The 24550-nt window shown below is 69.2% G+C and carries 23 protein-coding genes and 1 riboswitch; of the genes, 14 read left to right on the top strand and 9 right to left on the bottom strand.

The features are described 5' to 3' along the window. From ABC319_RS06370 to ABC319_RS06345, 6 genes are all read right to left on the bottom strand, one after another. Positions 1 to 351, bottom strand: coding sequence for a hypothetical protein (locus ABC319_RS06370; RefSeq protein WP_413069417.1), 351 nt, complete (start codon positions 349 to 351; stop codon positions 1 to 3). A 72-nt stretch (positions 352 to 423) separates the two neighbouring features. Further along, the gene (locus tag ABC319_RS06365; protein WP_413069416.1) at positions 424 to 1050 is read right to left on the bottom strand and encodes a glutathione S-transferase family protein; all 627 of its coding nucleotides are present in this window, start codon (positions 1048 to 1050) and stop codon (positions 424 to 426) included. Positions 1051 to 1074: 24 nt separating this feature from the next. Next, on the bottom strand, positions 1075 to 1938 hold the full coding sequence (locus ABC319_RS06360; RefSeq protein ID WP_413069415.1) for a dienelactone hydrolase family protein: 864 nt from the start codon (positions 1936 to 1938) through the stop codon (positions 1075 to 1077). A gap of 896 nt (positions 1939 to 2834) precedes the next feature. After that, entirely contained in the window at positions 2835 to 3521 is a 687-nt protein-coding gene (locus ABC319_RS06355) for a cell cycle transcriptional regulator TrcR (RefSeq protein ID WP_413069414.1), read from the bottom strand. 119 nt (positions 3522 to 3640) lie between these two features. Next, positions 3641 to 4105, bottom strand: coding sequence for a hypothetical protein (locus ABC319_RS06350; protein WP_413069413.1), 465 nt, complete (start codon positions 4103 to 4105; stop codon positions 3641 to 3643). 421 nt (positions 4106 to 4526) lie between these two features. Next, entirely contained in the window at positions 4527 to 5528 is a 1002-nt protein-coding gene (locus tag ABC319_RS06345; RefSeq protein WP_413069412.1) for an NAD(P)H-quinone oxidoreductase, read from the bottom strand. A 64-nt stretch (positions 5529 to 5592) separates the two neighbouring features. Here ABC319_RS06345 and ABC319_RS06340 point away from each other — a divergent pair, with 64 nt between their 5' ends. From ABC319_RS06340 to ABC319_RS06325, 4 genes are all read left to right on the top strand, one after another. Beyond that, positions 5593 to 5787 carry a DUF1192 family protein gene (locus ABC319_RS06340; protein ID WP_413069411.1) on the top strand — a complete coding sequence of 65 codons (195 nt, stop codon included), beginning with the start codon at positions 5593 to 5595 and terminating at the stop codon, positions 5785 to 5787. 134 nt (positions 5788 to 5921) lie between these two features. Beyond that, complete coding sequence (clpA, locus tag ABC319_RS06335; RefSeq protein WP_413069410.1) at positions 5922 to 8240, top strand: ATP-dependent Clp protease ATP-binding subunit ClpA; 2319 nt, start codon at positions 5922 to 5924, stop codon at positions 8238 to 8240. Positions 8241 to 8288: 48 nt separating this feature from the next. Further along, the gene (locus tag ABC319_RS06330) at positions 8289 to 10007 is read left to right on the top strand and encodes a sensor domain-containing diguanylate cyclase (protein ID WP_413069409.1); all 1719 of its coding nucleotides are present in this window, start codon (positions 8289 to 8291) and stop codon (positions 10005 to 10007) included. Between the two features lie 49 nt (positions 10008 to 10056). Next, a complete protein-coding gene (locus tag ABC319_RS06325) occupies positions 10057 to 11745 on the top strand; it encodes an AMP-binding protein (RefSeq protein ID WP_413069408.1) in 1689 nt (562 codons plus the stop codon). A gap of 303 nt (positions 11746 to 12048) precedes the next feature. Here ABC319_RS06325 and ABC319_RS06320 read toward each other — a convergent pair whose 3' ends face one another. Then, positions 12049 to 13407, bottom strand: coding sequence for an NAD-dependent succinate-semialdehyde dehydrogenase (locus ABC319_RS06320; RefSeq protein ID WP_413069407.1), 1359 nt, complete (start codon positions 13405 to 13407; stop codon positions 12049 to 12051). Between the two features lie 84 nt (positions 13408 to 13491). On the opposite strand from ABC319_RS06320, the gene ABC319_RS06315 reads away from it, so the two are divergent. From ABC319_RS06315 to alr, 8 genes are all read left to right on the top strand, one after another. Next, a complete protein-coding gene (locus tag ABC319_RS06315) occupies positions 13492 to 13737 on the top strand; it encodes an exodeoxyribonuclease VII small subunit (protein WP_413069406.1) in 246 nt (81 codons plus the stop codon). A 7-nt stretch (positions 13738 to 13744) separates the two neighbouring features. Further along, positions 13745 to 14644 carry a polyprenyl synthetase family protein gene (locus tag ABC319_RS06310; RefSeq protein ID WP_413069405.1) on the top strand — a complete coding sequence of 300 codons (900 nt, stop codon included), beginning with the start codon at positions 13745 to 13747 and terminating at the stop codon, positions 14642 to 14644. Continuing rightward, on the top strand, positions 14641 to 15147 hold the full coding sequence (gene coaD, locus ABC319_RS06305; protein WP_413069404.1) for a pantetheine-phosphate adenylyltransferase: 507 nt from the start codon (positions 14641 to 14643) through the stop codon (positions 15145 to 15147). The genes ABC319_RS06310 and coaD overlap by 4 nt, the downstream gene beginning before the upstream one ends. 60 nt (positions 15148 to 15207) lie before the next feature. Further along, positions 15208 to 15416: riboswitch (cobalamin riboswitch) on the top strand. Between the two features lie 105 nt (positions 15417 to 15521). Beyond that, complete coding sequence (locus ABC319_RS06300) at positions 15522 to 17390, top strand: TonB-dependent receptor plug domain-containing protein (protein WP_413069403.1); 1869 nt, start codon at positions 15522 to 15524, stop codon at positions 17388 to 17390. Further along, positions 17390 to 18220 (top strand): ABC transporter substrate-binding protein, encoded by an 831-nt coding sequence (locus ABC319_RS06295; protein ID WP_413069402.1) that lies wholly within the window; start codon positions 17390 to 17392, stop codon positions 18218 to 18220. Before ABC319_RS06300 ends, ABC319_RS06295 begins: the two co-directional genes overlap by 1 nt. Next, a complete protein-coding gene (locus tag ABC319_RS06290; protein ID WP_413069401.1) occupies positions 18217 to 19185 on the top strand; it encodes a FecCD family ABC transporter permease in 969 nt (322 codons plus the stop codon). The genes ABC319_RS06295 and ABC319_RS06290 overlap by 4 nt, the downstream gene beginning before the upstream one ends. Continuing rightward, positions 19176 to 19928, top strand: coding sequence for an ABC transporter ATP-binding protein (locus ABC319_RS06285; protein WP_413069400.1), 753 nt, complete (start codon positions 19176 to 19178; stop codon positions 19926 to 19928). Before ABC319_RS06290 ends, ABC319_RS06285 begins: the two co-directional genes overlap by 10 nt. A 13-nt stretch (positions 19929 to 19941) precedes the next feature. After that, positions 19942 to 21012: an alanine racemase gene (gene alr / locus ABC319_RS06280; RefSeq protein ID WP_413069399.1), complete on the top strand. Its 1071-nt coding sequence runs from the start codon at positions 19942 to 19944 to the stop codon at positions 21010 to 21012. A 36-nt stretch (positions 21013 to 21048) separates the two neighbouring features. On the opposite strand, the gene ABC319_RS06275 is transcribed toward alr, so the two are convergent. Next, positions 21049 to 22230 (bottom strand): acetyl-CoA C-acetyltransferase, encoded by a 1182-nt coding sequence (locus tag ABC319_RS06275; protein WP_413069398.1) that lies wholly within the window; start codon positions 22228 to 22230, stop codon positions 21049 to 21051. A 26-nt stretch (positions 22231 to 22256) separates the two neighbouring features. Continuing rightward, the gene (locus ABC319_RS06270; RefSeq protein WP_413069397.1) at positions 22257 to 23183 is read right to left on the bottom strand and encodes an alpha/beta fold hydrolase; all 927 of its coding nucleotides are present in this window, start codon (positions 23181 to 23183) and stop codon (positions 22257 to 22259) included. Positions 23184 to 23320: 137 nt separating this feature from the next. On the opposite strand from ABC319_RS06270, the gene phaR reads away from it, so the two are divergent. Further along, positions 23321 to 23893, top strand: coding sequence for a polyhydroxyalkanoate synthesis repressor PhaR (phaR, locus tag ABC319_RS06265; RefSeq protein ID WP_413069396.1), 573 nt, complete (start codon positions 23321 to 23323; stop codon positions 23891 to 23893). 75 nt (positions 23894 to 23968) lie between these two features. Next, entirely contained in the window at positions 23969 to 24511 is a 543-nt protein-coding gene (hslV, locus tag ABC319_RS06260) for an ATP-dependent protease subunit HslV (protein ID WP_413069395.1), read from the top strand. The last annotated feature ends 39 nt before the right edge of the window (positions 24512 to 24550 follow it).

The raw sequence follows: 24550 nt of genomic DNA, 5'->3' as shown, positions 1-24550 counted from the left end.
CTACCGCACCGTCGGCCGGTTCCAGTCGAACCAGCCGCGACGGTCGCCGGCGGGGTAGGCCGGGCGGGCGGCGGTCGCGGCCAGCGGACGACTGATCGCCGCTGCGGCGACGGGTCGCGAAGTGGCGACGGGTACCGCCGCCGCCCGCTCGCGTTCCAGTTCGGCATGACGGCGTTCGACCTCGGCGACGCGTGTATCGGCGTCGCGGCGGGCGGCGGCATGCGCCTCTCGCTCTGCGGCATAGCGCTCCTTCCACTTGCGACCGCCCGAGTGGCTGGCCAGCCCGAGCAGCCATCCCGCGACCAGCACCAGCCCCAGCACCGCGAATTGCGTCGGCGTCGTGAACAACATCGTCCGTCTCCTGTTACGGAGCGACAACGAGATGGCGGCGGTTAGTTTCCCGCGAACGACACCCCCGGTCCGTCAGCCGGCCGGCGGGCTCGCCGCCGCGATCGCCGCATCGTCGAGCGCGGCGGCGCGGGTGAAGGCCGGGCGCGCGTACAGCCGGTCGAGATAAGCGGCGAAGGCCGGCGTCCTGTCGAGCAGGCCGAACTGGGTGAACCAGCTGACGCCCGATCCGACATAGACGTCGGCGGCGGTGAAGCGGTCCCCGGCGATATAGGGGTGACGGGCGACGGCGCCGTCGAGCACTTGCGCGGCGAGATCGAAATTGCCGTATCCCGCCATCTGCTGCTGGCGACCCTCCGGCGCGACGCCCATCGATTTGTTGGTGATCGCCGCCTCCATCGGCCCGGCGGTGAAGAACATCCAGCGGTAGTAATCGGCGCGCTCCTCGTCGGTCGGGGCGAGGCCGGCGGCGGGAAACGCCTCCGCCAGATAGGCGCAGATCGCCGCCGCCTCGGTCACGACCCGGCCGTCATGAACGATGGCGGGCACCTTCATCATCGGATTAACGGCACGGTATTCGTCGCCCTTCATGGTGGTGGCGTAATCGAGCACCACGGTGTCGTACGGCTCCCCCACCTCTTCCAGCATCCAGCGGATGATCCGTCCGCGCGATTGCGGGTTGGTGTAGAATGTCAGCGTCATCGATCTTCCCCTCTCGCGACGTCGTCAGAGCTGGCGGTCGAACAGCGCAAGTTGCCGGGCCCAAGCGCGTTCGGCCTGGGGCCGGTCGTAGGCGCGGCTGTCGGGCGGGCACCAGCCATGGTTGGCACCCGCATAGACCTCGATCTCAGCCGGCACCTTCGCCGCGGCGAAGGCGGCGCGCAACGCATCCTTGTCGCCCGGCGCGCGTGCGTCGTCGTTGGCGGCGATCGCGATCAGGTAGCCGCCCTTCAGCCGGGGCACGAGCTTGTCCGGGCTGTCGGGCGTGTCGCCGACCAGTGCGGCACCGTGGAACGAGGCACCGGCGCGGACGCGATCGGCGCGGGCGGCGGCGGTGCGCATCATCATCGGCCCACCCATGCAATAACCGGTGACGGCGATGCCGCGCCGGCGGTCGACCTGCGGCTGCGCATCGAGCCAGTCGACGAAGGTGCGGCCGTCGGCGGTGGTGGCCGCCGGGGTCAGGGCGGCGCGCCACGGCGTGATCCGCTCACGCACCGCAGGCTGGTCGTAGGACTCGCCGGGCTTGAGGAAAGGCGCCTTTGTCGAGCGGTAGAACTGGTTGACCACGAGAACGGCATAGCCGGATTCGGCCAGTCGCCGCGCCATCTGCTCGAACGCCGGCCGCAGCCCCATGATGTCGGGCCAGATCAGCACCCCGGGATGCTTGCCCGCGGTCGGCGCGACGAACCAGGCATCGGCGGTGCCGTCGGCGGTCCTGATCGACACGGCGCGGCCGGCGACCGTCAGCGCGTTGGCCGGGCTGGGCAGCATCATGGCCAGCGTCGCGGCTCCCATGCCGAGGCCGAACTGGCGCCGGGTGGCGCCGTCGCTCTGCGCGTTGTCGCGCGCGGTCAGTTCATCGCACATCGTCGGTGATCCTCATCCTTGGTCAGCGGAGCATAGGCCGGGCGCGGGGGGTGGCAAGCGGGCAGGGTAATGTGGCGATGCAATGACTTGGGCGGCCGGCGCGGGCGCGAATGTTGAGGAAGTTGAGGACTGCGGAGCTTTCGGGCGGCGAATGTTGAGACGGGTGGCTGCGAACGTCGAGCGCCGATTCCAAGGGCGACGGTGCCGGCATGCCGCGGTGCGAATGTTGAGGAAGTTGACGGTTGCGACGGAGCCGCCCGCGCATGTCGACACGGGGCGTGGTGGTGGCGTGGAACGGGTGGTGAGCCGCTGCGTGAGGGCGCGGACGTCGGAGCGGCGGATCGTCATGTCGCGCATCGTACAGGAAGCGGGCCGGGTAGGACATGGCGCCCCGGGAACGCGGGTGCTGCGCTCTGTGGTTTGTCGGAAGATCGCTGTGGAGGCCCGTTCTCGACGTTTGGTATTTGATCCGGGGCGGGATCGATCCGAGTTCAGCCCTTCCGGGCAAAAGCGGGACCTTTGCGAAACTCTTCGGTCATCCTGGGGCACGCCGGGATGATGAAAAACGGAGTGGAGAGGGACTTTCGCAAAGGTCTCGCGAAGGCCGGGTCCGGCGGTGTGACGGTCGTGACGACTGGCACCGCGCCTCTTCGGCGTTTCCCAACTGGGCCCCGGCCTTCGCCGGGGAGGCGGGTGGGGCGGGGCGGGTGGATCGTGGCTTGCCCCTCTCGTGGAGGGAATGGCTTGGTCCGCCCCCTGACGTGAGCCGGAGTCTCGCTGTTGGTGCCGTTCGGGAGAAGCGGGGCTCCGGCTCGAGGCCGGGGCGACGTGGGGTGTGAGGAGGTGGAGCTCCGTGCGAAGCCGGAAAGGGCGGCCGCCGCCGCCCCATCCTGCGTTTATCGGCGGAACGGGTCGTCGAAGAGGGCGCGGGCCTGGGCGGCGGGGTCGTCGCCGTGGAGGGCGGTGTTGGCGTCGCGGGCGGACTGCTCGCGCTCGGCGTGGAGCTGGGCGATCAGTGCCTCGCGGTCACCCTCCAGCCGGGTGTCGGTCGGCTGGGCCTCGGTGCCGGCGGCCTTGGCCGCCTTCGCCACCGCGGCGTCCAACTCGCGCTGGGTGGTCAGGCCCAGCGTCACCGGATCCTTCGGCGTGATGTTGGCGATGTTCCAGTGGCTGCGATCGCGGATGGCGGCGATGGTGGTGCGGGTGGTGCCGATCAGGTTGCCGATCGCGCCATCGGTGATCTCCGGATGGTTGCGGATGATCCAGGCGATGCCGTCGGGCTTGTCCTGACGCTTCGACACCGGGGTGTAGCGCGGACCCTTGGTACGGCGGACCTGTTCCGGCCCCTTGATCATCTTCAGCACGTAATTGGGATCGGCCTGACCCTTGTCGATCTCGTCCTGGGTCAGCTCGTGCGCACGCACCGGATCGCGGCCGGTGAGCTTGGTCGCGGCGGTATCGTCGGCGATCGCCTGCACCTCGAGCACGTGGAGGCCGCAGAATTCGGCGATCTGCGGAAAGGAGAGCGAGGTGTTGTCGACCAGCCAGGAAGCGGTCGCGTGAGGCATAAGCGGCTGGGCCACGGCGGGAACTCCGTACAAACAATAAGGGCCGCCCCTTGCGGAGCGGCCGTGCATGGCGGGGATGTACGCCCTGTGGACCGTGGTGGCAAGGCGGGGGTGCGTTTCGGTGCGCGGTGCGATCATCGCGGGCGCGACGACAGATCATGCATGAAACGATGTCGAGCTTCAGATCCCGGTCGCAGGCGGCCAAGTTCACTACGTTCTTCTCGTGACAGCGCGAATTTACGGTAGCCTTTACCTAGCAGGCATTGTTCCACGTCGCCGACCTGTATGGCGTGCACGTCCCGCTTGAGGCGATCGGGTTGCGTCCGCGAGATGGCCTCCATCCATCTATCCGGCGAGGGACCGCCGATGTCACCCTTGTTGAGTTCATCGTCCGCCGTGATGAAACCACGGATGAATTTCTTCGCAGGTTCATCCTTCGACACATCGCGAAAGAAGCCGGCTTTAGCGCAGTCCACGGAGTCGGATCGATATTCCGCATAGCCGACGCCGGGACGACTCCAGCTTTCGATCGGCGATCCTCTTTTTGCGATATCGGCCGGTGCCGTCAGCAATGTGAAGACCAGAAAAAGGTTGCTCATGACCCTTCGCTCCCACCAGCAATCGTTGTTTGCCAACAAGCCTTGCCTGACTAAAGCTTTTCCAAGTGCCGGAAGCATCGGTTCGAGCGGGACCCGATCGCCGATGCCCCCAGCGATCCTGAAAACCAAGAAAGATCGCTATCTCTAATAGCATCTGCCCTGACATTGGCCCCTATTTTGATCGGCACCCTATAGATATGTCGTGTAGCGGCTTGGTTCACTGAAGAGATTCATGCAGGCATACGTCTCTCGCATCCAAAACAAGGTACGGTAAAACGTATAATGGAGAAAGTGCGCCATTTAGCAGTAATTGCAGAAAAGAAAGGGAAATATGCCTATGTAGCTGATTCAAAATACATCAATGACACATTTGGTTCACGATGAAATCAGTTCCGTCATGGTTCTGGTTTTCCATCGGTGATTACTCCATCGTCAGCACGATCTTGCCGACATGGTCGCCCGCCTCCATCCGGGCATGGGCGCCGGCAGCGTCGGCGAGCGGGAAGGTGCGATCGATCGCGGGCCTGAGGCGGCCGGCCTCGACATGCGGCCAGACCGAGCGGTGGATCTCGTCCGCCACCAGCGTCTTGAACGCGGTGCTGCGCGGGCGGAGCGTCGAGCCGGTCAGGGTCAGACGGCGGCGCATGATCTCGAACAACGGAACCTCGGCCGTGGCGCCGCGCTGGACCGCGATCGAGACGTGGCGACCGTCGTCGGCCAGGCATTTCAGGTTGCGCGGGACATAGTCGCCGCCGACCATGTCGAGCACGACGTCGACGCCCCGGTTGCCGGTCAACTGCGCGACCTCTCCGACGAAATCGGCAGCCTTGTAATCGATCGCGTGATCGGCGCCGAGCGCCAGGGCGGCGGCGCATTTTTCGGGCGAGCCCGCGGTCACGATGATCCTGACGCCGAACAGATTGGCCAGCTTGATCGCCATCGTGCCGATGCCGCTGGTGCCGCCATGGACGAGGACGGTATCGCCCTCGCTGGCGAAGGCGCGCTCGAACAGGTTGGTCCAGACGGTGAACAGCGTCTCCGGCAGTGCCGCCGCCTCGACCATCGACAGGGCGGCGGGGACGGGCAGGCACTGGCCGGCCGGGGCGACGGCATATTGCGCATAGGCGCCGCCGGTGACCAGCGCGCAGACCGGCTCGCCCAGCCGTTCCCGCTCCACCCCCTCTCCCAGGGCGACGATGGTGCCCGACAATTCCATGCCCAGGATCGTCGGCGCGCCCGGGGGCGGCGGGTATTTGCCCTGGCGCTGCATCACCTCCGGCCGGTTCACGCCGGCGGCGGCGACGCGGACCAGCACCTCTCCCGGGCCGGGCACCGGCACCGGCCGCTCGACCGGGCGCAGCACCTCCGGTCCGCCGGGAGCATCGGGATCGATCGCGGTCATCGTACGCGGAATGCTGGTCATCGTTTCGCCCTGTTGCCCTGTCGGCGTTATTGACAACGACCCGCAGGCGGTCAACGCTGCGTCCATGGAGATCGACGACGCACCATCGCGGCGCAACGACATCCTGGCCGCGCTGGTGGTCGAGGACCTCGATCCCCTGTCCCATGCCGAGCTGGAGGCGCGGATCGCCGCGCTGGAGGGAGAGATCGCCCGCGTCCGCCGGCGGATCGATCACGTCGCCGACCAGCGCGCCAGCGCCGACGCGCTGTTCCGGCGGTGACCGCCGCCGTTCCTGCCGCACACGACGCTTCCCCGCAGGAGGCTAGCCGGCAGGGGGCGCTTGATGCGGCGGGCCGGCGTTCCGACATAGGCGGTAACGGGGCCCCGACCGGGCTCCTCGTGGAGTAACTGCGAATGCCTTCTTTCGCCCCCGCGCTCGAGACCACGCTGCACAAGGCGCTCGAAGCCGCGTCGTCGCGCCGTCACGAATATGCCACGCTGGAGCATCTGCTGCTGGCGCTAGTCGATGACGAGCATGCGGCCAAGGTGATGACCGCCTGCCACGTCGATCTCGGCGAGCTGAAGACGACGGTCGCCCATTATCTGGATACCGAACTCGACGCGCTGAAGGTCGATGCCGCCACCGATCCCTCGCCCACCAGCGGGTTCCAGCGCGTCGTCCAGCGCGCCATCCTGCACGTCCAGTCGTCGGGCCGCGACGAGGTGACCGGCGCCAACGTGCTGGTCGCGCTGTTCAGCGAGCGCGAAAGCTATGCCGTGTATTTCCTGCAGCAGCAGGACATGAGCCGCCTGGATGCCGTGAGCTTCATCAGCCACGGCGTCGGCAAGGGCGGTGCCGCGACCGAGGCCTCGACCCCCAAGGGTGCCGAGGAGGAGAAGCCCGCCAAGGCACAGGAGAAGGGCAAGACGGAAAGCGCACTGAAGCAATTCACCGTCGATCTCAACGAGAAGGCGAAGATCGGCAAGGTCGATCCGCTGATCGGGCGCGGGCCGGAGGTGGATCGCACGATCCAGATCCTGTGCCGCCGGTCGAAGAACAATCCGCTGTATGTCGGCGATCCCGGCGTCGGCAAGACCGCGATCGCGGAAGGCCTGGCGCGCAAGATCGTCGAGGGCGAGGTGCCCGACGTGCTGCGCGAGGCGGTGATCTATTCGCTCGACATGGGCGCGCTGCTGGCGGGCACCCGCTATCGCGGCGATTTCGAGGAGCGACTGAAGGCGGTCGTCAACGAACTGGAAAAGCTGCCGCACGCGGTGCTGTTCATCGACGAGATCCACACCGTGATCGGTGCCGGCGCGACCAGCGGCGGCGCGATGGACGCGTCGAACCTGCTGAAGCCGGCGCTGTCGGGCGGCACGATCCGCTGCATCGGATCGACCACCTACAAGGAGTTCCGCAACCATTTCGAGAAGGACCGCGCCCTGCTGCGCCGGTTCCAGAAGATCGACGTGAACGAGCCGACGGTCGAGGATACGATCAAGATCCTGGCGGGCCTGCGCTCCGCGTTCGAGGAGCACCACTCGGTCAAGTATACGCCCGATGCGATCAAGTCGGCGGTCGAGCTGTCGGCGCGCTACATCAACGACCGCAAGCTGCCCGACAAGGCGATCGACGTGATCGACGAGGTCGGCGCGATGCAGATGCTGGTGCCGCCCAACAAGCGCAAGAAGACGATCACCCCCAAGGAGATCGAGCAGGTCATCGCGACGATGGCGCGCATCCCGCCGAAATCGGTGTCGACCGACGACAAGCTGGCGCTCGCCACGCTGGAGACCGACCTGAAGCGGGTGGTGTTCGGCCAGAACTCGGCGATCGAGAAGCTGTCGAGTGCGATCAAGCTGGCCCGCGCCGGCCTGCGCGAGCCGGAGAAGCCGATCGGCAACTATCTGTTCACCGGCCCGACCGGCGTCGGCAAGACCGAGGTGGCCAAGCAGCTGGCATCGATCCTGGGCATCCCGCTCCAGCGCTTCGACATGAGCGAGTATATGGAGCGTCACTCGGTCAGCCGGCTGATCGGTGCGCCCCCGGGCTATGTCGGCTTCGACCAGGGCGGCCTCTTGACCGATGCGGTCGACCAGAACCCGCACTGCGTGCTGCTGCTCGACGAGATCGAGAAGGCGCATCCCGATCTGTTCAACATCCTGTTGCAGGTGATGGACAACGGCCGCCTGACCGACCAGCACGGCAAGACCGTCGATTTCCGCAACGTCATCCTGATCATGACGACCAATGCGGGTGCGTCGGACATGGCGCGCGAGACGCTGGGCTTCGGCAATCTGTCGCGCGAGGGCGAGGACGAGCAGGCGGTGCAGAAGCTGTTCACGCCGGAGTTCCGCAACCGCCTGGATGCGATCGTGCCGTTCGGTTACCTGCCGACCGAGGTGGTCGCCCGCGTGGTCGACAAGTTCATCCTGCAGCTGGAATTGCAGCTGGCGGACCGCGGCGTCCACATCAACCTGGACGATGCGGCCAAGAGCTGGTTGACCGAGAAGGGATACGACAAGCTGTACGGCGCGCGGCCGATGGGACGCCTGATCCAGGAGAAGATCAAGCAGCCGCTGGCCGAGGAACTGCTGTTCGGCAAGCTGGTGCATGGCGGCGAGGTGACGGTGCGGATGAAGGACGGCGCGCTGTCCTTCGCGATCGAGCCTGCCGCGCCCAAGAAGCCCAAGAAGAAGGGCGGCAAGGCGGCCCCGGTCCAGGCGGAATAGCCGCGCGGAAGCAACGGGGTCGCGGTGGCGACCCCGGAACTTCCGAAGTTGTTTACCATTTTTTCGCCATTGCCGACCTACGCCGATGTCATGATCGGCTCGGCGATACGGTGGGTGTGGAGGCTGGCATTGTTGCTGGCCGCCGTCACGCTGTACGGCGCGCCCGCCGCGGCGATGCCGGCCGGACGGGAGGTGCCGCTGTGCGTCCTGCCCGCCGCCCCGGGGATGACGGCACGGGCGCTGTTCGCCCGCCCCGACCGGTTCGACTGCACCACCCCGCAGCGCGCGTTCGGCGCCGGCGATTACTGGCTGATCTCCACACCCTTGCCGGCCGGCCCGATCGACGTCGCGCGCACCTCCAGCGTGTGGCAGGACCGGGTCACCCTGTATGTCCTGTACGCCGACGGCACGATCCGGGCGGGCGGGTTCACGAGCCGCACGACGAGCACCCGGCTGGGCATGGGCGCACGCATCGAGATGCCGGTCGCCCGCGCGGGCACGCGGCCGGTGCGGCTGTTGTGGCATGTCGAGGGATCGGGGAACCTGCGCGGCATCGTCCTGGGCTCGGTGGTCGGCACGGTCGCCGACAGCAGGCTGGCGGAACTGTCGCTCGGCACCTTCTACGCCGCGTTCGGCGGGGTGATCGGCGGGCTGCTGATCTACAATCTCGCGCTGCTGATGGCGCTGCGCCAGGCGTTCCAGGCGGCCTATTGCGGGCTGCTGGCCAGCCTGTTCGCCTATGTCGTCTCGACATCGGGCCTGTTGAGCATCTGGCTGCCCCATCTGGACAATAACGACCGGTTGCGGCTGAACGCGGTACTGCTGGGCGCCTGCGCCGCGTCGGTGATCATGTTCGCCCGCTTCTTCTTCGAGCGGCGGGTGTTCGCCGGCTGGCTGGGCACGGCGAGCAACGTCGTCGTCGCCGGGCTGCTGGCATCCAATCTGGCGTTCGCGGTGCTGGCACCGCGCCACATCCTGGCGCTCGATCGGATCGTCACCGCCAGCTACGTCCTGCTGATACTGCTGGTGCCGGCGCTGCTGATCCAGGCGTGGCGGCGGCGGAGCAACTACCTGTGGCTGTTCGCGATCGCGTGGGGCGTGCCGATCGTCACGTCCAGCCTGCGCATCGTCCATGGTTTGGGATGGATCGACTGGTCGTTCTGGCTGGACCAGTCGACGGTCATGTCGATGGGGCTGGAAGCGCTGCTGTCGAGCATCGGCATCGCGTACCGGCTGCGCCTGCTGCAACGGCAGCGCGACCATGCCCGCGAGCGCGAGCTGATCGCACGCGCGCTGGCCGATACCGACCCGCTGACCGGCCTGCTGAACCGCCGCGCATTCCTGCACCACGCGATCGGGCGCACCGGCGACCAGACGCTGATGATCGCCGACCTGGACCATTTCAAGGACGTCAACGAGACGATCGGCCATGACGGCGGCGACGAGGTGCTGCGCAGCTTCGCCCGCACGCTGGAAGCCGCGGTGCCCGCGGGATCGCTGGTGGCACGACTGGGTGGCGAGGAGTTCGCCGTCGTCGCCCCGGCCGATGCGGGGGTGAGGCCGGCCGCCATCCTGCACGCGCTGCGCATGGCGCGGATGCCGTTCGACATGCGGGTGACCACCAGCATCGGTACCTGCACCGGATCGCTGCTGCGCGAGACCGACTGGAAGTCCCTGTACCGGCAGGCGGATCGCGCGCTGTACGCGGCCAAGGCGGCGGGGCGGGACCGGGCGCGCGACGCGGCGACGCTGCCCGTCGCCGCCTGAACGACCAGCCCGGTTGCACCGGTCGGCCGTGTTGCTTACACCGATGTAAATGGAAACGCTGGCACCCTGGGTCGACCGCTATCGCCACCCCGTCGCCTGGAACTGGACCTCCGATCCGCAATCGATGGCCGAGCTGTTCGAGGCGTCGGCTCTGAAGGCCGGGGCGGCGCCGCTGATCGATTTCATGGGCCGCCGTTATTCCTATGCGGAGACGCTGGATGGCGCCAACCGGGTCGCGTGCGGGCTGGCGGCACTGGGATATGGGCAGGGCGACCGGATCGGATTGTACCTGCCCAACGTGCCGCATTACGTCGCGGCCTATTACGGCATCCTGAAACTGGGTGCGACGGTGGTGAACTTCTCGCCCCTGTACACCGCGGCCGAACTGGCCGACCAGGTCGCCGATTCGGGCACGCGCCTGCTGTTCACCCTGTCTGCCAGCGCGCTGCTGCCCACCGCGCTGGAGGTGCTGGAGCGAAGCGCGCTGGAGCGGCTGGTGGTCGGGTCGGTGGCGGGGGCGCTGCCGCCGGCCAAGTCGATCCTGTACCGGCTGACCCGGCGGCGCGAGGTGACGGCAAGGCCCGACGATCCGCGCGTCGTCGCCTTCTCGACCCTGATCGCCAATGCCGGCACCTGCGCGCGACCGACGATCGATCCGGTACGCGACGTCGCCCTGATCCAGTATACCGGCGGTACCACGGGCACGCCCAAGGGGGCGATGCTGACCCATGCCAACCTGGCCGCCAACGCCCAGCAGGTCGCCGGGCTGGATCCCGAGCGCGGCCGGCAGGTCGACCGGATCATGGGCGTGCTGCCGCTGTTCCACGTCTTCGCCAACACCTGCGTGCTGAACCGCACGGTGCTGACCGGCGGCGAGATCGTGATGCTGCCCCGGTTCGATGCCGGGCAGACACTGGCCGCGCTCCACCGGACCAGGGCGACATCGATGCCGGGCGTGCCGACCATGTACCAGGCGCTGCTCGACCATCCGGCGACGCCCTCCACCGACTTTTCAAGCTTGCGGGTCTGCGTGTCCGGCGGCGCGCCCCTGTCGGTCGAGCTGAAGCAGAAGTTCCAGGCGGTCACCGGTGCCCTGCTGGTCGAGGGATACGGCCTGTCCGAAAGTTCGGGCGTGGTGTCGTGCAATCCGTACGAGGGTCCGGCGCGGGGCAGGTCGATCGGCCAGCCGGTGCCCGGGACCGACATCCGGCTGCTCGACAAGGAGGATCCCACCATCGCCGCGCCGCCGGGAGAGCCGGGCGAGATCGCCGTGGCGGGGCCGCAGATCATGAAGGGATACTGGAACCGCCCGGATGCCGACGCGGAGGTATTCGTCACCGATGCGGCGGGGCGGCGGTGGCTGCGGACCGGCGATGTCGGGACGATCGACGCCGACGGCTTCGTCGCGATCGTCGACCGGCTGAAGGACATGATCGCGGTGAGCGGCTTCAAGGTGTTCCCCAGCCAGATCGAGGCGATCCTCCACCATCATCCGGCGATCAAGGAAGCGCTCGTCATCGGCCTGCCCGACGATTACCGCGGCGAGCGGCCGCGCGCCTATGTCGTGCTGGAACAGGGGATGGACGCGACGGGCGAGGGGCTATGCGCCTGGCTGAACCCGCAGCTGGGACGGCACGAGCGGGTCGATGCGGTAGTGGTACGCGACAGTTTGCCGAAGACGATGATCGGCAAGCTCAGTCGCAAGGACCTGCTGGCCGAGGTGCTGGCGGCGGAGTGATCCCGGGCGTGTGGGTCGTTCCCGCGCAGGCGGGGTCTGCCGATGGGGGCCCGTTGGGGGTGTGATGCATCCAAGATGAAGTACCCCCCGGCGAAGCGGAGGGGCGGGAGCGAGGGGCGTTGCGCATCGACACGCGGGCCATCGCAACTGGACCCCGGCCTTCGCCGGGGTGGTCGTCGTGAGTGGTTCGGCCTGGATAGATCGCAATTTGGCGGCGCCGACGGAAGAGGCCTGCCGGCGCAAAGGTGACGGCGGTTGGCAGGCGCAGAACGGGCCGGGGCAACCGCGGCTTGCCGGTTCGCTTCAGCCGAATACGGTCTTCAGATTCATGAACTCGTGCAACCCGTACGGACCCAGTTCGCGGCCATGGCCGGATTTCTTGATCCCGCCGAAGGGCGCCTCCGGGTTCGATGCCAGCATCTGGTTGACCGCCGTCATTCCCGCCGTGATGTCGCGTTCGAAGCGCTCGCGCTCGGCGGGGTCGCTGGTCCACACCGATGAGCCGAGGCCATAGGGTATGTCGTTCGCCAGCGCGATCGCCGAGCCGATGTCGGCGGCCTTGAACAGCATCGCGACCGGGCCGAACAGCTCCTCCTGCGCGATCGGCGACGTGGGCGGCACGTCGACCAGGATGCCGGCCGACATGTACGCGCCGGGACCGGGCAGCGCCTCTCCCCCGAACAGCAGGCGGCCGCCCGCCGCGCGGATCGTCGCCAGCTGGTCGAGCACGGTCCGACGCTGCTCCTCGCTGGAGAGCGGGCCCATGTCGCTGTCGGCGGCGAGCGGATCGCCGGCCTTCGCCGCCCTCATCCCCTGCGCGAACCGGTCGAGGAACGCGTCGTACACATCGGCATGGACGATCATTCGCTTGGCGCAGATGCACGACTGGCCGCTGTTCTGGATGCGCGCGGTCACCGCCGCCCTTGCCGCGGCATCGAGATCGGCGGAGGGCATGACGATGAACGGGTCAGACCCGCCCAGTTCCAGCACGACCTTCTTCAGCTCGCGCCCGGCGGTCGCCGCGACCTTCGATCCGGCGTCCTCGCTGCCGGTCAGCGTGACCGCGACGATACGCGGGTCGGCGACCAGCGCGTCGACGCGCCCCGCCTTGATCGCAAGGTTCTGGAACAGCCCGGCCGGGGCGCCCGCGGCGCGGATCGTCTCCTCGATCGCCGCGCCGCACCCTTGCGTCAGCGAGGCGTGCTTCAGCAGCCCGACATTGCCCGCCATGATCGTCGGGGCGACGAAGCGGACCACCTGCCAGTAGGGGAAGTTCCACGGCATCACCGCCAGCACCGGGCCCATCGGCAGCCAGCGCGCCGTCGCGGGGCCGCCGGTGGTGTCGAACGTCCGCGATGCCAGCATCTCCGGCCCCGCCTTGGCATAGTGGCGGAAGCCGGCGACGCACTTCTCCACTTCCGCCACGGCGCTCTTCAGCGTCTTGCCCATCTCGTCGGTGGCGATGCGGGCGAGGCGCTCCTTGTCCGCCTCGAACCGGTCGGCGATCGCCGACAGCAGCGCGGTGCGCGTCGACAGGTCGGTGGTGCGCCACGCGGCATAGGCATCGGCGGCCAGTGCCAGCTTCGCCTCCACCTCGTCGTCGGTCAGTTCGGGGATGGGGGTGCCGGCCTGGCCGGTCGCGGGATTGATCGGGGTGAACATGGCGGTGCAACGTCGCAGGCGCCCGGCGGTATCCCGGTCCGTCGCCGCCTTGCCACCCGAAAACTCCTGTCGCATAGCAGGGCGATGGATAGTGAAACGCCGGTCGACGACCTCTCGTTCGAGGACGCGTTGAAGGAACTGGAGCGGATCGTCGGGCGGCTGGAAAGCGGCGACGCGACGCTCGACGAATCGATCCGGCTGTACGAGCGGGGGGACCGGTTGCGTGCCCGCTGTGCCGAGCGGCTGGACGCGGCGCGGGCCCGGATCGAGGCGATCCGCCTCGACGCCGAGGGGAAGCCCGCCGGCACCCGCCCCTTTGCCGCGGGCTGACGATCCGATGACCGCATTGCCCGCGTCGCTGGACCAGGCGATCACCGTGGTCGGCGAGGAGGTCGACCGGCGGTTCGACACGCTGCTCGCCATTCCCGACGACCCGCGCGCCGACCTGTACCGGGCGATGCGCCACGCGGCGATCGGCGGCGGCAAGCGGCTTCGCCCGCTGCTGGTCATGGCGACGGCCGACCTGTTCGCGGTGCACCGCGATGCCGCCGCGCTGGTCGGCGTCGCGATCGAGGCGATCCACGTCTATTCGCTGATCCACGACGACCTGCCGGCGATGGACGACGACGACCTGCGCCGTGGCAAGCCGACGGTGCACAGGGCATTCGGCGAGGCGACGGCGATCCTGGCAGGCGACTGCCTCCACGCGCTGGCATTCGAGGTGCTGGCCGATCCGCGCACCCATCCCGATCCGTTCGTCCGGTCCGAACTGGTGCTCGACCTGTCGCGTGCCGCCGGCCCGTCGGGCATGGCGGGGGGCCAGATGATGGACCTGGAGGCGGAGAAGGCGCGGTTCGACCTGAACACGGTCACCCGTCTGCAGCAGATGAAGACCGGCGCGCTGATCTGCGCCGCGGTCGAGGCGGGGGCGATCCTGGGCCGCGTCCCGCACGAGGGACGGACGCCGCTGCGCGGCTATGCGCACGATCTGGGGCTGGCGTTCCAGATCGCCGACGACCTGCTGGACGCAGAGGGCGACGAGCAGCTGGCGGGCAAGAAGCTGCGCAAGGACGGCGATGCGGGCAAGGAGACGTTCCTGTCGCTGCTGGGCGTCGAGCGGGCGCGCGAGCAGTGCCGGATGCTGGTCGACCAGGCGATCGGCCATCTGCGCGGCTATGGTGCGGAGGCCGACCTGCTGCGCGCGGTGGCGCGATACGTGGTGGAGCGCGACCGTTGACCCAGCGTATCGGCGTCTATCCGGGCACGTTCGATCCGCTGACGCTGGGTCACATGGATATCATCCGCCGCGGTGCGACGCTGGTCGACCGGCTGGTGATCGGCGTCACCACCAATCCGTCCAAGTCGCCGATGTTCACGCTGGACGAGCGGATGGAGACGGTGCGGCGCGAGGTCGCCGGAATCGATGCCGCGATCGACGTCGTCGCGTTCGATTCGCTGCTGATGGACTTCGCCACGCGCGAGGGGGCGACGATGATCGTCCGCGGGCTGAGGGCGGTCGCCGATTTCGAGTACGAGTACCAGATGGCGGGGATGAACCAGCAGCTGAACCGCCATGTCGAGACGGTCTTCCTGATGGCCGACGTGGCGTTGCAGCCGATCGCCAGCCGGCTGGTCAAGGAGATCGCGCTGTACGGCGGCGACGTGTCGAAGTTCGTCACGCCCGCGGTCTGCCGCGATCTGGTCGCGCGCGTCGCGCAGCTGGGGCGCCGCGGTGCCTGAGGCGCGGCGGCGGGCGCGACCGGTTCCCGACATCCGTTGACCCATGCCCCGCCTGCGGCTAACCGCCGCGGCGTGACGGGTTCCCCGCAAGGGGATCAAAAGGGAAGCCGGTGCGCGGATGTCCGCAAGCCCGGCGCTGTCCCCGCAACTGTGACCGGCGAGCAGCCGTCCCGATATGCCACTGGATCGCCGGGTGACCGGCACCGGGAAGGCGGGGCGGCACGCGACGACCCGGGAGTCAGGAGACCTGCCCGCCACGGTCGATCCTTCGCGCCGGCGGGAGCACCGGAGCGGACGAGGCTGTTTCCTCGAGCGAGCGACGCCCCACGGCAGGGCGCAATGGTGCGCGCGGCCGCGACGAGGGACGTGCCCCGATGCTGAAGTACCTGTTGCTGTCCACCGCCGTGCTGGCGCTGCCCGTCGCCGCGCAGAGCCTGGACCAGCCCGGGACCGCGGCCGAGAACGCCGACGACCAGATCGTCGTCACCGCGGCCCGCGCCGAACAGCCGGTCCGCGAGGTCGGGCAGGCGATCACCGTCATCACCCGCGAGGAGATCGAGCGCCGCCAGACGGTGGCGATCGCCGACCTGCTCGCCACCACCCCCGGCGTCACCGTGACCCGCACCGGATCGATCGGTGGCCAGACCAGCCTGCGCATCCGTGGTGCCGAGGCGGACCAGACGCTGGTCGTGATCGACGGCGTGCGCGTCAACGATCCGTCGTCGCCGGGCGGCGGCTTCGACTTCGCCAACCTGCTGTCGTCCTCGGTCGAGCGGGTGGAGGTACTGCGCGGCCCCAACTCGGTACCCTGGGGCAGCCAGGCGATCGGCGGTGTCGTCAACATCATCACGCGAGCACCGACCGAAGGATTGTCGGCCCGCGCCAATGCCGAATACGGTTATGCCGATCAGGCGTTCGCCAGCGCCGGCATCGCGGGCGGCACGGGCGCGCTCAGCGGCTCGCTGACCGGTGGCTTCCTGCGCACCGACGGCATCTCGGCCGCGGCGAACGGCAGCGAGCGCGACGGGTATCGCCAGTACGGTGCCAACGGCCGGCTGGGGCTGGAGATCGCGCCGGGCATCGGCATCGACCTGCGCGGCTGGTACGCGCACAGCCGGACCCGGCTGGACGGCTTTTCGAACGACCCGCCGTTCGGCCTGATCGATGCGGACGAATATTCGACGTCGCAGGAGGTCTACGGCTATGCCGGGGTGCGGGCCGACACCGCCGACGGTCGGCTGCGCAACCGGGCAGCGTTCACGATCGCCGACATCAACCGCGACAACTACCTGACCCGCGACAGCGACGAACCCTATTTCGGCGGGCGCGGACGATCGCAGCGGTACGAGTATCAGGGCGATTTCCGGATCGTCGAGCAGGCGCGGCTGATCGCGGGCGCCGAGCATGAGGACAGCCGATACCGCGACGGCGACACGGTCGAGAAGACCGGCATCTCCAGCGTGTATGGCGAGGTGATCGTGAAGCCGGTCGCGGCACTGACGGTGACTGGCGGCGTGCGGTACGACGACCATCGCCGCTTCGGCGACCGCACGACGTTCGGCGCGGACGCCGCGCTCGCACTCGGCACCGGTACGACGCTCAGGGCCAGCTATGGCGAGGGCTTCAAGGCGCCGACGCTGTTCCAGCTGTACAGCGACATCGGTAACGAGGAATTGCGCCCGGAGACGGCCCGCAACTACGACGTGGGCATCAGCCAGTCGTTCCTCGACGGGCGGGCGCGGTTCGGTGCGACATGGTTCGACCGGCGCACCCGCAACCAGATCGATTTCGACCTGGGCACCTTCACCTATGGCAACATCGCGCGGGCGCGTGCCCAGGGCGTCGAGCTGGAGATCGCGCTACGCCCGGTCGAGGCGCTGACCTTCACGGGCAATTACAGCTATATCGACTCGGAGAACCGCTCCGCCGGCACCAATCTGGGCCGCGACCTGGCCCGGCGCCCTCGCCAGACCGTCACCGCGAACATCGATTACCGCTTCCCGTTCGGCCTGTCGGTCGGCGGCACGGTGACGCATGTCGGCGACAGTTTCGACGATGCGTCGAACACCGTCCGCCTCGACGGATATGTCCTGGCCGGGCTGCGCGCCGAACTGCCGATCGGCGAGCGGCTGTCGGTGTACGGCCGCGTCGACAACCTGTTCGACGAGGATTACCGCGTGGTCGCCGGGTACGGCGTGTTCGGGCGGGCGGCTTATGGCGGTGTGCGCGTGAAGCTGGACTGATGCGGCTTTTCCCCCTCCTCCTGCTGCTAGCGGGCTGTGCTGCCGCACCGAATGCGGGGGGTGGGGGGATCGTGTCGGTCAATCCTTGCGCCGATGCGATGCTGGTGCGGATGGTGCCGGCCGCGCGCATCGCCGCGATCAGCCATTATTCGCAGGACCCGGCCGCCACCTCGATCCCGATCGATCTGGCGCGGCGGTTCCGGGCGACGGCGGGTACGGCGGAGGAGGTGATCGCGCTCGCCCCCGATCTGGTCGTCGCGAGCAGCTTCGCCGCCCCCGCCACGCGGGACGCCTATGCGCGTGCCGGGTTGAAGACGCTGTATCTCGACGCACCCCAGACCATCGCGGCGAGCGAGGCACAGGTGCGGCAACTGGCGGCGGCTGTCGGCGCGGAAGCGGCGGGTGAGCGGATGGTCGCCGCGATCGAGGCGGCGGTGGCGGATACCGCGACTTGTCCGCCGGCCAACCATGACGGCTGTTCGCGCCGGACCGGTGCAGCGGCCGATCCCAGCGTGCTCCTCTATATCGCCGGCGATCTCGCCACCGGCGGGGGGACGCTGCTGGATGCGATGATGACGCATGTCGGGCTGACGAACGCCGCCGCGGGCTATGGCCTGACCTATACCGGCCGGCTGCCGGCGGAGACGATCGTCGCGCATCCACCCGACATCATCCTCGCCCCTGATGACGGCCGTGCCGCGACGCTGCGACGACATCTGTTGCCGCAAACGCCGGTCGCCGCGTTCCCGCGCGATCTGGTCAATTGCGCCGGGCCTTCGATCCCGCCCGCGCTCCGCCGCCTCGCCGCGATCCGGGCATCGCAGGCATGAGCCGTCCGGTCCGCCTGATGCTGCTCGCGCTGTCGGTGGCGCTGCTGTTCCTCGGCTCGCTGGCCTACGGAAAGGCGTGGGTGCCGCTGTCGGCCTGGATCGACGGTGATCCGCGCTGGTGGATCGTCGTCGAGCTCAGATTGCCGCGGGCGGTGCTGGCGCTGGCACTGGGTGCCGTGCTGGGGCTGTCGGGGGCGGTGCTGCAGGGCTACCTCCGCAACCCGCTGGCCGATCCGGGGGTGATCGGGGTGTCCGCCGCCGCGGCACTGGGCGCGGTGGCGGCGATCGTCGCCGGGGCGAGCGGCGGCGCCACGGTGTTCGGTGCGGCGATCGTGGCCGCGGCCGGCGCCATGGCGCTGCTCGCGGCGCTGACGTGGCGGTCCGATTCTACCGTTACCTTCGTGCTGGCGGGCACCGTGCTCGCCAGCCTCGCCGCGGCACTGACCGCGTTCCTGATCTCGATCGCGCCCAATCCCTATGCCGTTGCGGAGGTGATGGACTGGTTGATGGGGGCATTGACCGATCGTGGCTGGAGCGACGTAGCGCTCGCGCTGCCGCCGATGGCGGGCGGCGCGCTGCTGCTGTCGCGCACCGCACCCGCGCTCGACGCGCTGGCACTGGGCGAGGACGCGGCCGCCTCGCTCGGCATCCGGCCGGGACGGGTGAGGGGACTCGTCGTGCTCGGTACCGGTCTGGCGGTCGGCGCCGGAGTGGCCGCGACGGGAGTGATCGGGTTCGTCGGGCTGGTCGTGCCACACCTGCTGCGGCCGCTGTTCGGCCATCGGCCCGGGGCGCTGCTGCTGCCGTCGGCGCTGGGCGGCGCGGCGCTGCTGCTCGCCGCCGACAGCCTCGTCCGGCTGGCGCCCGGTGCGGGCGAGGTGCGGCTGGGCGTGGCGATGGCGATGATCGGCGCGCCCTTCTTCCTCTTCCTGTTGCTCGGTGCGCGGCGGTCGGCATGGCGCTGACCCTGGATACCGTTTCGGTCACGCTGGGGCGCCGGGCGGTGCTGCACGCGGTATCCGCCGGTTTCCAGGCGGGCCGGGTCGTCGCGATCCTGGGCCCGAACGGGGCCGGCAAGTCGACCCTGCTGAAGACGGCCGCCGCGCTGCTCCCCTGCACCGGCCGGATCATGATGGACGGGCGCGACGTCCCCGCCATGCCTGCGCGCGAGCGGGCGCGGCTGATCGGCTATCTGCCGCAGGAAGCGGCGGTGCACTGGAACATGCAGGTCGCCGACGTCGTGGCGCTCGGGCGGCTGCCGCATGGCGACCGGTCCGAACGGGCGATCGCCGCTGCCGTGGCGCTGACAGACATCGACGCATTCACGACGCGCGCGGTGGGCGACTTGTCGGGCGGCGAGCGATCGCGCGTGCTGCTGGCGCGGGTGCTGGCGGGCGAGCCGCGCTGGCTGCTGGCCGACGAACCGCTCGCCAGCCTCGACCCGGCGCATGCGATCGACATGCTCGACCGCCTGCGTCAGGTCGCGCGGGAGGGGACTGGCGTCGTCGTCGTCCTGCACGACCTGGTCCAGGCGGCGCGGATCGCGGACGACGTGCTGCTGGTGAAGGACGGACGGGTGACCGCCTTCGGTCCCGCCGCGCTGGTGCTGACTCCCGATATGCTCGGCCATGTCTTCGACGTCGAGGTGGCGATGATCGAGCGCGACGGCCGCCAATTGCCCGTCCCGTTCGGCCGGCTGTCGCGCTGATTTCCATCGAAGGATGACGAGGCCGGCCGCCGCGCCTATGCCGCTGGCGATGATCGACGTTTCCGCTCCGCTGCGCCTTCGCCTCGATACCGCTGCGCTGGTGCGCAACTGGCGGGCGCTGGACCGGATGAGCGGGCGCGCGGCGTGCGGCGCGGCGATCAAGGCGAACGGATATGGACTGGGGGCGGGCGAGGTGGCGTCGCGGCTGGCCGGGGCCGGCTGTCGCGACTTCTTCGTGGCCACCTGGGCGGAAGCGGTGGCGCTCGCGCCGCTGGCGCTGCCGCTCGCCGTGCTGCACGGCGTCCGCGACGAGGACATGGCCGCGGCGACCACCGGCATCGCCAGACCGGTGCTCAGCACGCCGTCGCAGGTTGCGCGCTGGCGGGACGCTGGCGGCGGCGCGTGCGACGTGATGGTCGACACCGGCATGAACCGGCTGGGGGTGTCGGCGCAGGACATTGCCGACGGACTGCTCGACGGGCTGGCGATCGATACGCTGATGAGCCACCTGGCCTGCGCCGACGAGGACAGCGCGATGAACGAGGCGCAGCGCGGCCGCTTCGCCGCACTGGCCGGGCGGACGGGGGCGCGGCGGATGAGCCTGGCCAATTCCGCGGGCGTGGCCCTGGGTACCGATTACGCGTTCGACCTGACCCGGCCGGGGCTGGCGCTGTACGGCGGCGTGCCGAGTGCCGCGCTGGCCGGTGCGGTGCGTCCGGTCGCGACGATCGAGGCGCAGATCCTGCAGCGCCGCCGGGTCCAGGCCGGCGAGACGGTCGGCTACAACGCCACCTGGACGGCGGCCGGCCCGACCGAGGTGGCGATCGTCAATCTGGGCTATGCCGACGGTTACTGGCGCGGCTTCTCCGACCGGGGAGTAGCCTTTGCGGGCGACGCACCGCTGCCCGTCATCGGCCGCGTGTCGATGGATCTGGTCGCGCTGGACGTCGGCGCGGCGCCGCTGGCGGAGGGGGACTGGATCGCTATTCCCCACGACCTGCCCGCCGCGGCGGCACAGTCGGGGATGTCGCAGTACGAACTGCTGACCGGACTGGGCCGGCGGTTCACGCGGATGTGGACCTGACCGGCCAGGCGGAACCGCCCGGCCGGCATGCCGGTCTTACCGCTCCAGGCACATGGCGATGCCCATACCGCCACCGATGCACAGCGTCGCCAGACCCTTCTTCGCGTCGCGCTTGCCCATCTCGTAGATCAGCGTGGTCAGCACGCGCGCGCCGCTGGCGCCGATCGGGTGGCCGATCGCGATCGCGCCGCCGTTGACGTTCACCTTCTCGGCATCCCAGCCCAGTTCCTTGCCGACCGACAGCGCCTGCGCCGCGAACGCCTCGTTCGCCTCGATCAGGTCGAGCTCGCCGATCGTCCAGCCGGCTTTCTCCAGCGCCTTCTTCGAGGCGGGGACCGGGCCGATGCCCATCACCGACGGGTCGACGCCGGCCGACGCCCAGCTGCGGATCGTGGCGAGCACCGGCGCACCGCGCTTCTCCGCCTCGGCCCGGCTGGTGATGACCAGCGCGGCGGCGCCGTCGTTCAGGCCGCTGGCGTTGGCGGCGGTGACGGTGCCGTCCTTCTTGAACGCGGGCCGCACGCCCGACACGCCCTCTACCGTCGCCCCGGCGCGGATATACTCGTCGTCGGCGACGATGGTGTCGCCCTTGCGCCCCTTGATCGTCACCGGCGCGATCTCGTCGCGGAAGCGACCCTCGCCGCGCGCCTTCTCGGCCAGGTTCTGCGAGCGGACCGAGAACGCATCCTGGTCGCCGCGCGTCACCTGATACTGTTCCGCCAGATTCTCGGCGGTGATGCCCATGTGATAGCCGTTGAACACGTCGGTCAGCCCGTCATGCACCATCGTATCGACCAGGCTGACATTGCCCATCTTGGTACCGCCGCGCATCGTCTGCGCGTGCGGGCTGAGCGACATCGATTCCTGGCCGCCGGCGACGACGATCGTCGCATCGCCGGTCGCCACCGCCTGTGCCGCCAACGCGACCGCGCGCAGCCCCGATCCGCACACCTGGTTGACGCCCCAGGCCGGTACCTCCTTGGGCACGCCGGCCGCCATCGACGCCTGGCGCGCCGGGTTCTGGCCCTGCGCGGCGGTCAGCACCTGGCCCAGGATCACCTCCGATACGTCGGCACCGGCGACGCCCGCCTGCTCCAGCGCGGCCTCGATCGCGATGCGACCCAGCTCGTGCGCCGGCGTCGCGCTGAACGCGCCCAGGAAACTGCCGACCGGCGTGCGCTTGGCGGCGATGATGACGACATCGGTGGGGGCAGTCATGGGGCAATCCTCTCCAGGGTTCGACCCTATCTAGGGGCTGGCAGCGCCATGATCCAGTCGATCAGCGGCCGTGACAGGGCGGTCCGGTGACGCCCCACGATCATCCCGACATGCCCCGCGGCCAGCTCGCGCCGATCCGCCAGCCCGGCGGCGGTGGCGGCGGGGACGATGCGGTCGGTGGTGGAGACGAACTCGACTGTCGGACATTTCAGCGTGCGCGGGTCGGCGAACCAGCCGCCGGTGCCGGGCAGGTCGCGGGCGATCATGTCCTCGAACAGCTGGCGCCCGGCGGCGAAGGTCAGCGGCGCGCCGGCATTCGCCCAGTCTTCCAGCCGCACGAAGCTTCGCGCCTCCTCGCTGGCCGGGTCCATGCGCCCGAACGCGGCATATTTGTCGATCGTCCGCACGGGATCCAGTCGCCAGAACCCGGCCTGCAGCACCTCTACGGGGACCAGTCCCATCGCGTCGCAGGCATCGTGCGCGCCGGCCCAGTGCCGGGCCATGGCCTCGCGGGCCGGCCCATAGCCGGCGAAGCGCCACGGCGCCGCGATGGTCGCGACGCCGGCGACGGACGAGCAGGTCGCCGCCGCCAGGGTCATCGTGCCGCCCAGGCAATAGCCGACCAGCACCGGCGGCTCGTCGAACCTTGCCAGCAAGGGAACGAGCAGGTCGCGGACGTGATCGCCGACATCCATCGCCCGCTCGGCCGGGTTCGGCGTGCCCCAGTCCAGCAGCCATGCCTGCAACCCCGCCGCATCCAGCGCGCGGAGCAGCGACACCCGCTCCGACAGGTCGAGGATGGCGGACGGATTGATGAGCGAGGGGACCAGCACGACCGGCCGGCGGTGCCGCCCCCAACCGATCAGGCGCGCCCGGCCATGCCGGTGTCCGGCCGGCGGCGTAGATGGCGGCGGCAGGCGTTCGGCGCGCTGGTATGCGTCGAGCCCGGCCATGGCCGCGGCCTGCCGCGCCGGCGATGCTGCGGTTTCGCTGCGCAGCATGGAAAGGAACAGGGGAAGGGGACGCGGTGCATGTTGCGGCGCGTCATCGTTAGGAGTAGGACTTTCAGACGACATAATCGGGGGGAGCCATGAAGAAGCAGAACGCCGGTGGCAGCGTCATCATCAAGAAGTACGCCAATCGCCGCCTCTACAACACCGAAACCTCCTCCTACATCACGCTGGAGCACCTCGCGGCGATGACGCGCGAGGGGCGCGATTTCAAGGTCGTGGACGCCAAGACCGACGACGACATCACCCACAACGTGCTGACCCAGATCATCATGGAAGAGGAGAGCCGGGGGCAGGCGATGCTGCCGGTCAGCTTCCTGCGCCAGTTGATCTCGATGTACGGCGACTCGATGCAGGCGATGGTCCCGGGCTATCTGGAGGCATCGATGAACAGCTTCCGGCGCAATCAGGAGCAGTTCCGCACCGCGGTGGAAGGGGCTTTCGCCCACTCGCCCTTCGCAGAGATGGCGCGCCGCAACATGGCGATGTTCGAGGCGTTCAAGCCCGGGGCGACGGCGACTTCCGGCGCGGCATCTTCAGCGTCCGCCGGCTCCGCTTCCACGGGCGAGCATGCCGCCAAGGACGACGAGATCGCCGCGCTGAAGGCCGAGCTCGCCAACCTGCAGAACAAGGTCGACAAGCTCGCCGGCTGACGGATCGCCGGATGCCGCGTTGAAGGTGGCCGGCCGCATCCTACATCGGCGTTCATGAGCGGGAACACCAACTCCATGCCGACATGGCATGGCACCACCATCTGTTCGGTCCGGCGCGGCGGCAAGGTCGTCGTCGCCGGCGACGGCCAGGTCTCGATGGGCCAGACCGTGATGAAGCCCAATGCGCGCAAGGTACGCAGGCTCGGCGACGGCAGCGTCATCGCCGGCTTCGCCGGGGCGACGGCCGACGCCTTCACCCTGTTCGAGCGGCTGGAGCGCAAGCTGGAACAGCATCAGGGCCAGCTGCTGCGCGCCGCGGTGGAGCTGGCCAAGGACTGGCGCACCGACAAGTTCCTCCGCAACCTGGAGGCGATGATGATCGTCGCCGACAAGGAGGTGACGCTGATCCTGACCGGCAATGGCGACGTGCTGGAGCCGGAGGCGGGCGTCGCCGCGATCGGATCCGGCGGCAATTATGCCCTCGCGGCCGCCAAGGCGCTGGTCGATTACGAGGCGGATGCCGAGACGATCGCGCGCAAGGCGATGGCGATCGCCGCGGAAGTCTGCGTGTACACCAACGACCGGCTGACCATCGAGACGCTGGACGCGGTGCCGTAATTCACCTCCCGCTCGCGGGCGGGATGGGGGAGGTCACCT

Origin of the sequence: Sphingomonas phoenicis (assembly GCF_047238005.1) — a bacterium.
Taxonomy (GTDB): domain Bacteria; phylum Pseudomonadota; class Alphaproteobacteria; order Sphingomonadales; family Sphingomonadaceae; genus Sphingomonas.
Note: the sequence above shows the minus strand (reverse complement) of the source record. Positions and strands in the feature narration are given on the sequence as shown.

What these genes read in the sequence shown, in the direction of transcription:
- alr (WP_413069399.1), top strand. Translation starts at nt 19,942, where the DNA reads ATGACGAGGCCGGCCGCCGCGCCTATGCCGCTGGCGATGATCGACGTT.
- ABC319_RS06350 (WP_413069413.1), bottom strand. Translation starts at nt 4,105, where the DNA reads ATGAGCAACCTTTTTCTGGTCTTCACATTGCTGACGGCACCGGCCGAT.
- ABC319_RS06345 (WP_413069412.1), bottom strand. Translation starts at nt 5,528, where the DNA reads ATGACCAGCATTCCGCGTACGATGACCGCGATCGATCCCGATGCTCCC.
- ABC319_RS06290 (WP_413069401.1), top strand. Translation starts at nt 18,217, where the DNA reads ATGAGCCGTCCGGTCCGCCTGATGCTGCTCGCGCTGTCGGTGGCGCTG.
- ABC319_RS06270 (WP_413069397.1), bottom strand. Translation starts at nt 23,183, where the DNA reads ATGGCCGGGCTCGACGCATACCAGCGCGCCGAACGCCTGCCGCCGCCA.
- ABC319_RS06310 (WP_413069405.1), top strand. Translation starts at nt 13,745, where the DNA reads ATGACCGCATTGCCCGCGTCGCTGGACCAGGCGATCACCGTGGTCGGC.
- ABC319_RS06320 (WP_413069407.1), bottom strand. Translation starts at nt 13,407, where the DNA reads ATGTTCACCCCGATCAATCCCGCGACCGGCCAGGCCGGCACCCCCATC.
- ABC319_RS06325 (WP_413069408.1), top strand. Translation starts at nt 10,057, where the DNA reads ATGGAAACGCTGGCACCCTGGGTCGACCGCTATCGCCACCCCGTCGCC.
- ABC319_RS06340 (WP_413069411.1), top strand. Translation starts at nt 5,593, where the DNA reads ATGGAGATCGACGACGCACCATCGCGGCGCAACGACATCCTGGCCGCG.
- clpA (WP_413069410.1), top strand. Translation starts at nt 5,922, where the DNA reads ATGCCTTCTTTCGCCCCCGCGCTCGAGACCACGCTGCACAAGGCGCTC.
- hslV (WP_413069395.1), top strand. Translation starts at nt 23,969, where the DNA reads ATGCCGACATGGCATGGCACCACCATCTGTTCGGTCCGGCGCGGCGGC.
- ABC319_RS06365 (WP_413069416.1), bottom strand. Translation starts at nt 1,050, where the DNA reads ATGACGCTGACATTCTACACCAACCCGCAATCGCGCGGACGGATCATC.
- ABC319_RS06315 (WP_413069406.1), top strand. Translation starts at nt 13,492, where the DNA reads ATGGATAGTGAAACGCCGGTCGACGACCTCTCGTTCGAGGACGCGTTG.
- phaR (WP_413069396.1), top strand. Translation starts at nt 23,321, where the DNA reads ATGAAGAAGCAGAACGCCGGTGGCAGCGTCATCATCAAGAAGTACGCC.
- ABC319_RS06360 (WP_413069415.1), bottom strand. Translation starts at nt 1,938, where the DNA reads ATGTGCGATGAACTGACCGCGCGCGACAACGCGCAGAGCGACGGCGCC.
- ABC319_RS06370 (WP_413069417.1), bottom strand. Translation starts at nt 351, where the DNA reads ATGTTGTTCACGACGCCGACGCAATTCGCGGTGCTGGGGCTGGTGCTG.
- ABC319_RS06275 (WP_413069398.1), bottom strand. Translation starts at nt 22,230, where the DNA reads ATGACTGCCCCCACCGATGTCGTCATCATCGCCGCCAAGCGCACGCCG.
- ABC319_RS06285 (WP_413069400.1), top strand. Translation starts at nt 19,176, where the DNA reads ATGGCGCTGACCCTGGATACCGTTTCGGTCACGCTGGGGCGCCGGGCG.
- ABC319_RS06295 (WP_413069402.1), top strand. Translation starts at nt 17,390, where the DNA reads ATGCGGCTTTTCCCCCTCCTCCTGCTGCTAGCGGGCTGTGCTGCCGCA.
- ABC319_RS06300 (WP_413069403.1), top strand. Translation starts at nt 15,522, where the DNA reads ATGCTGAAGTACCTGTTGCTGTCCACCGCCGTGCTGGCGCTGCCCGTC.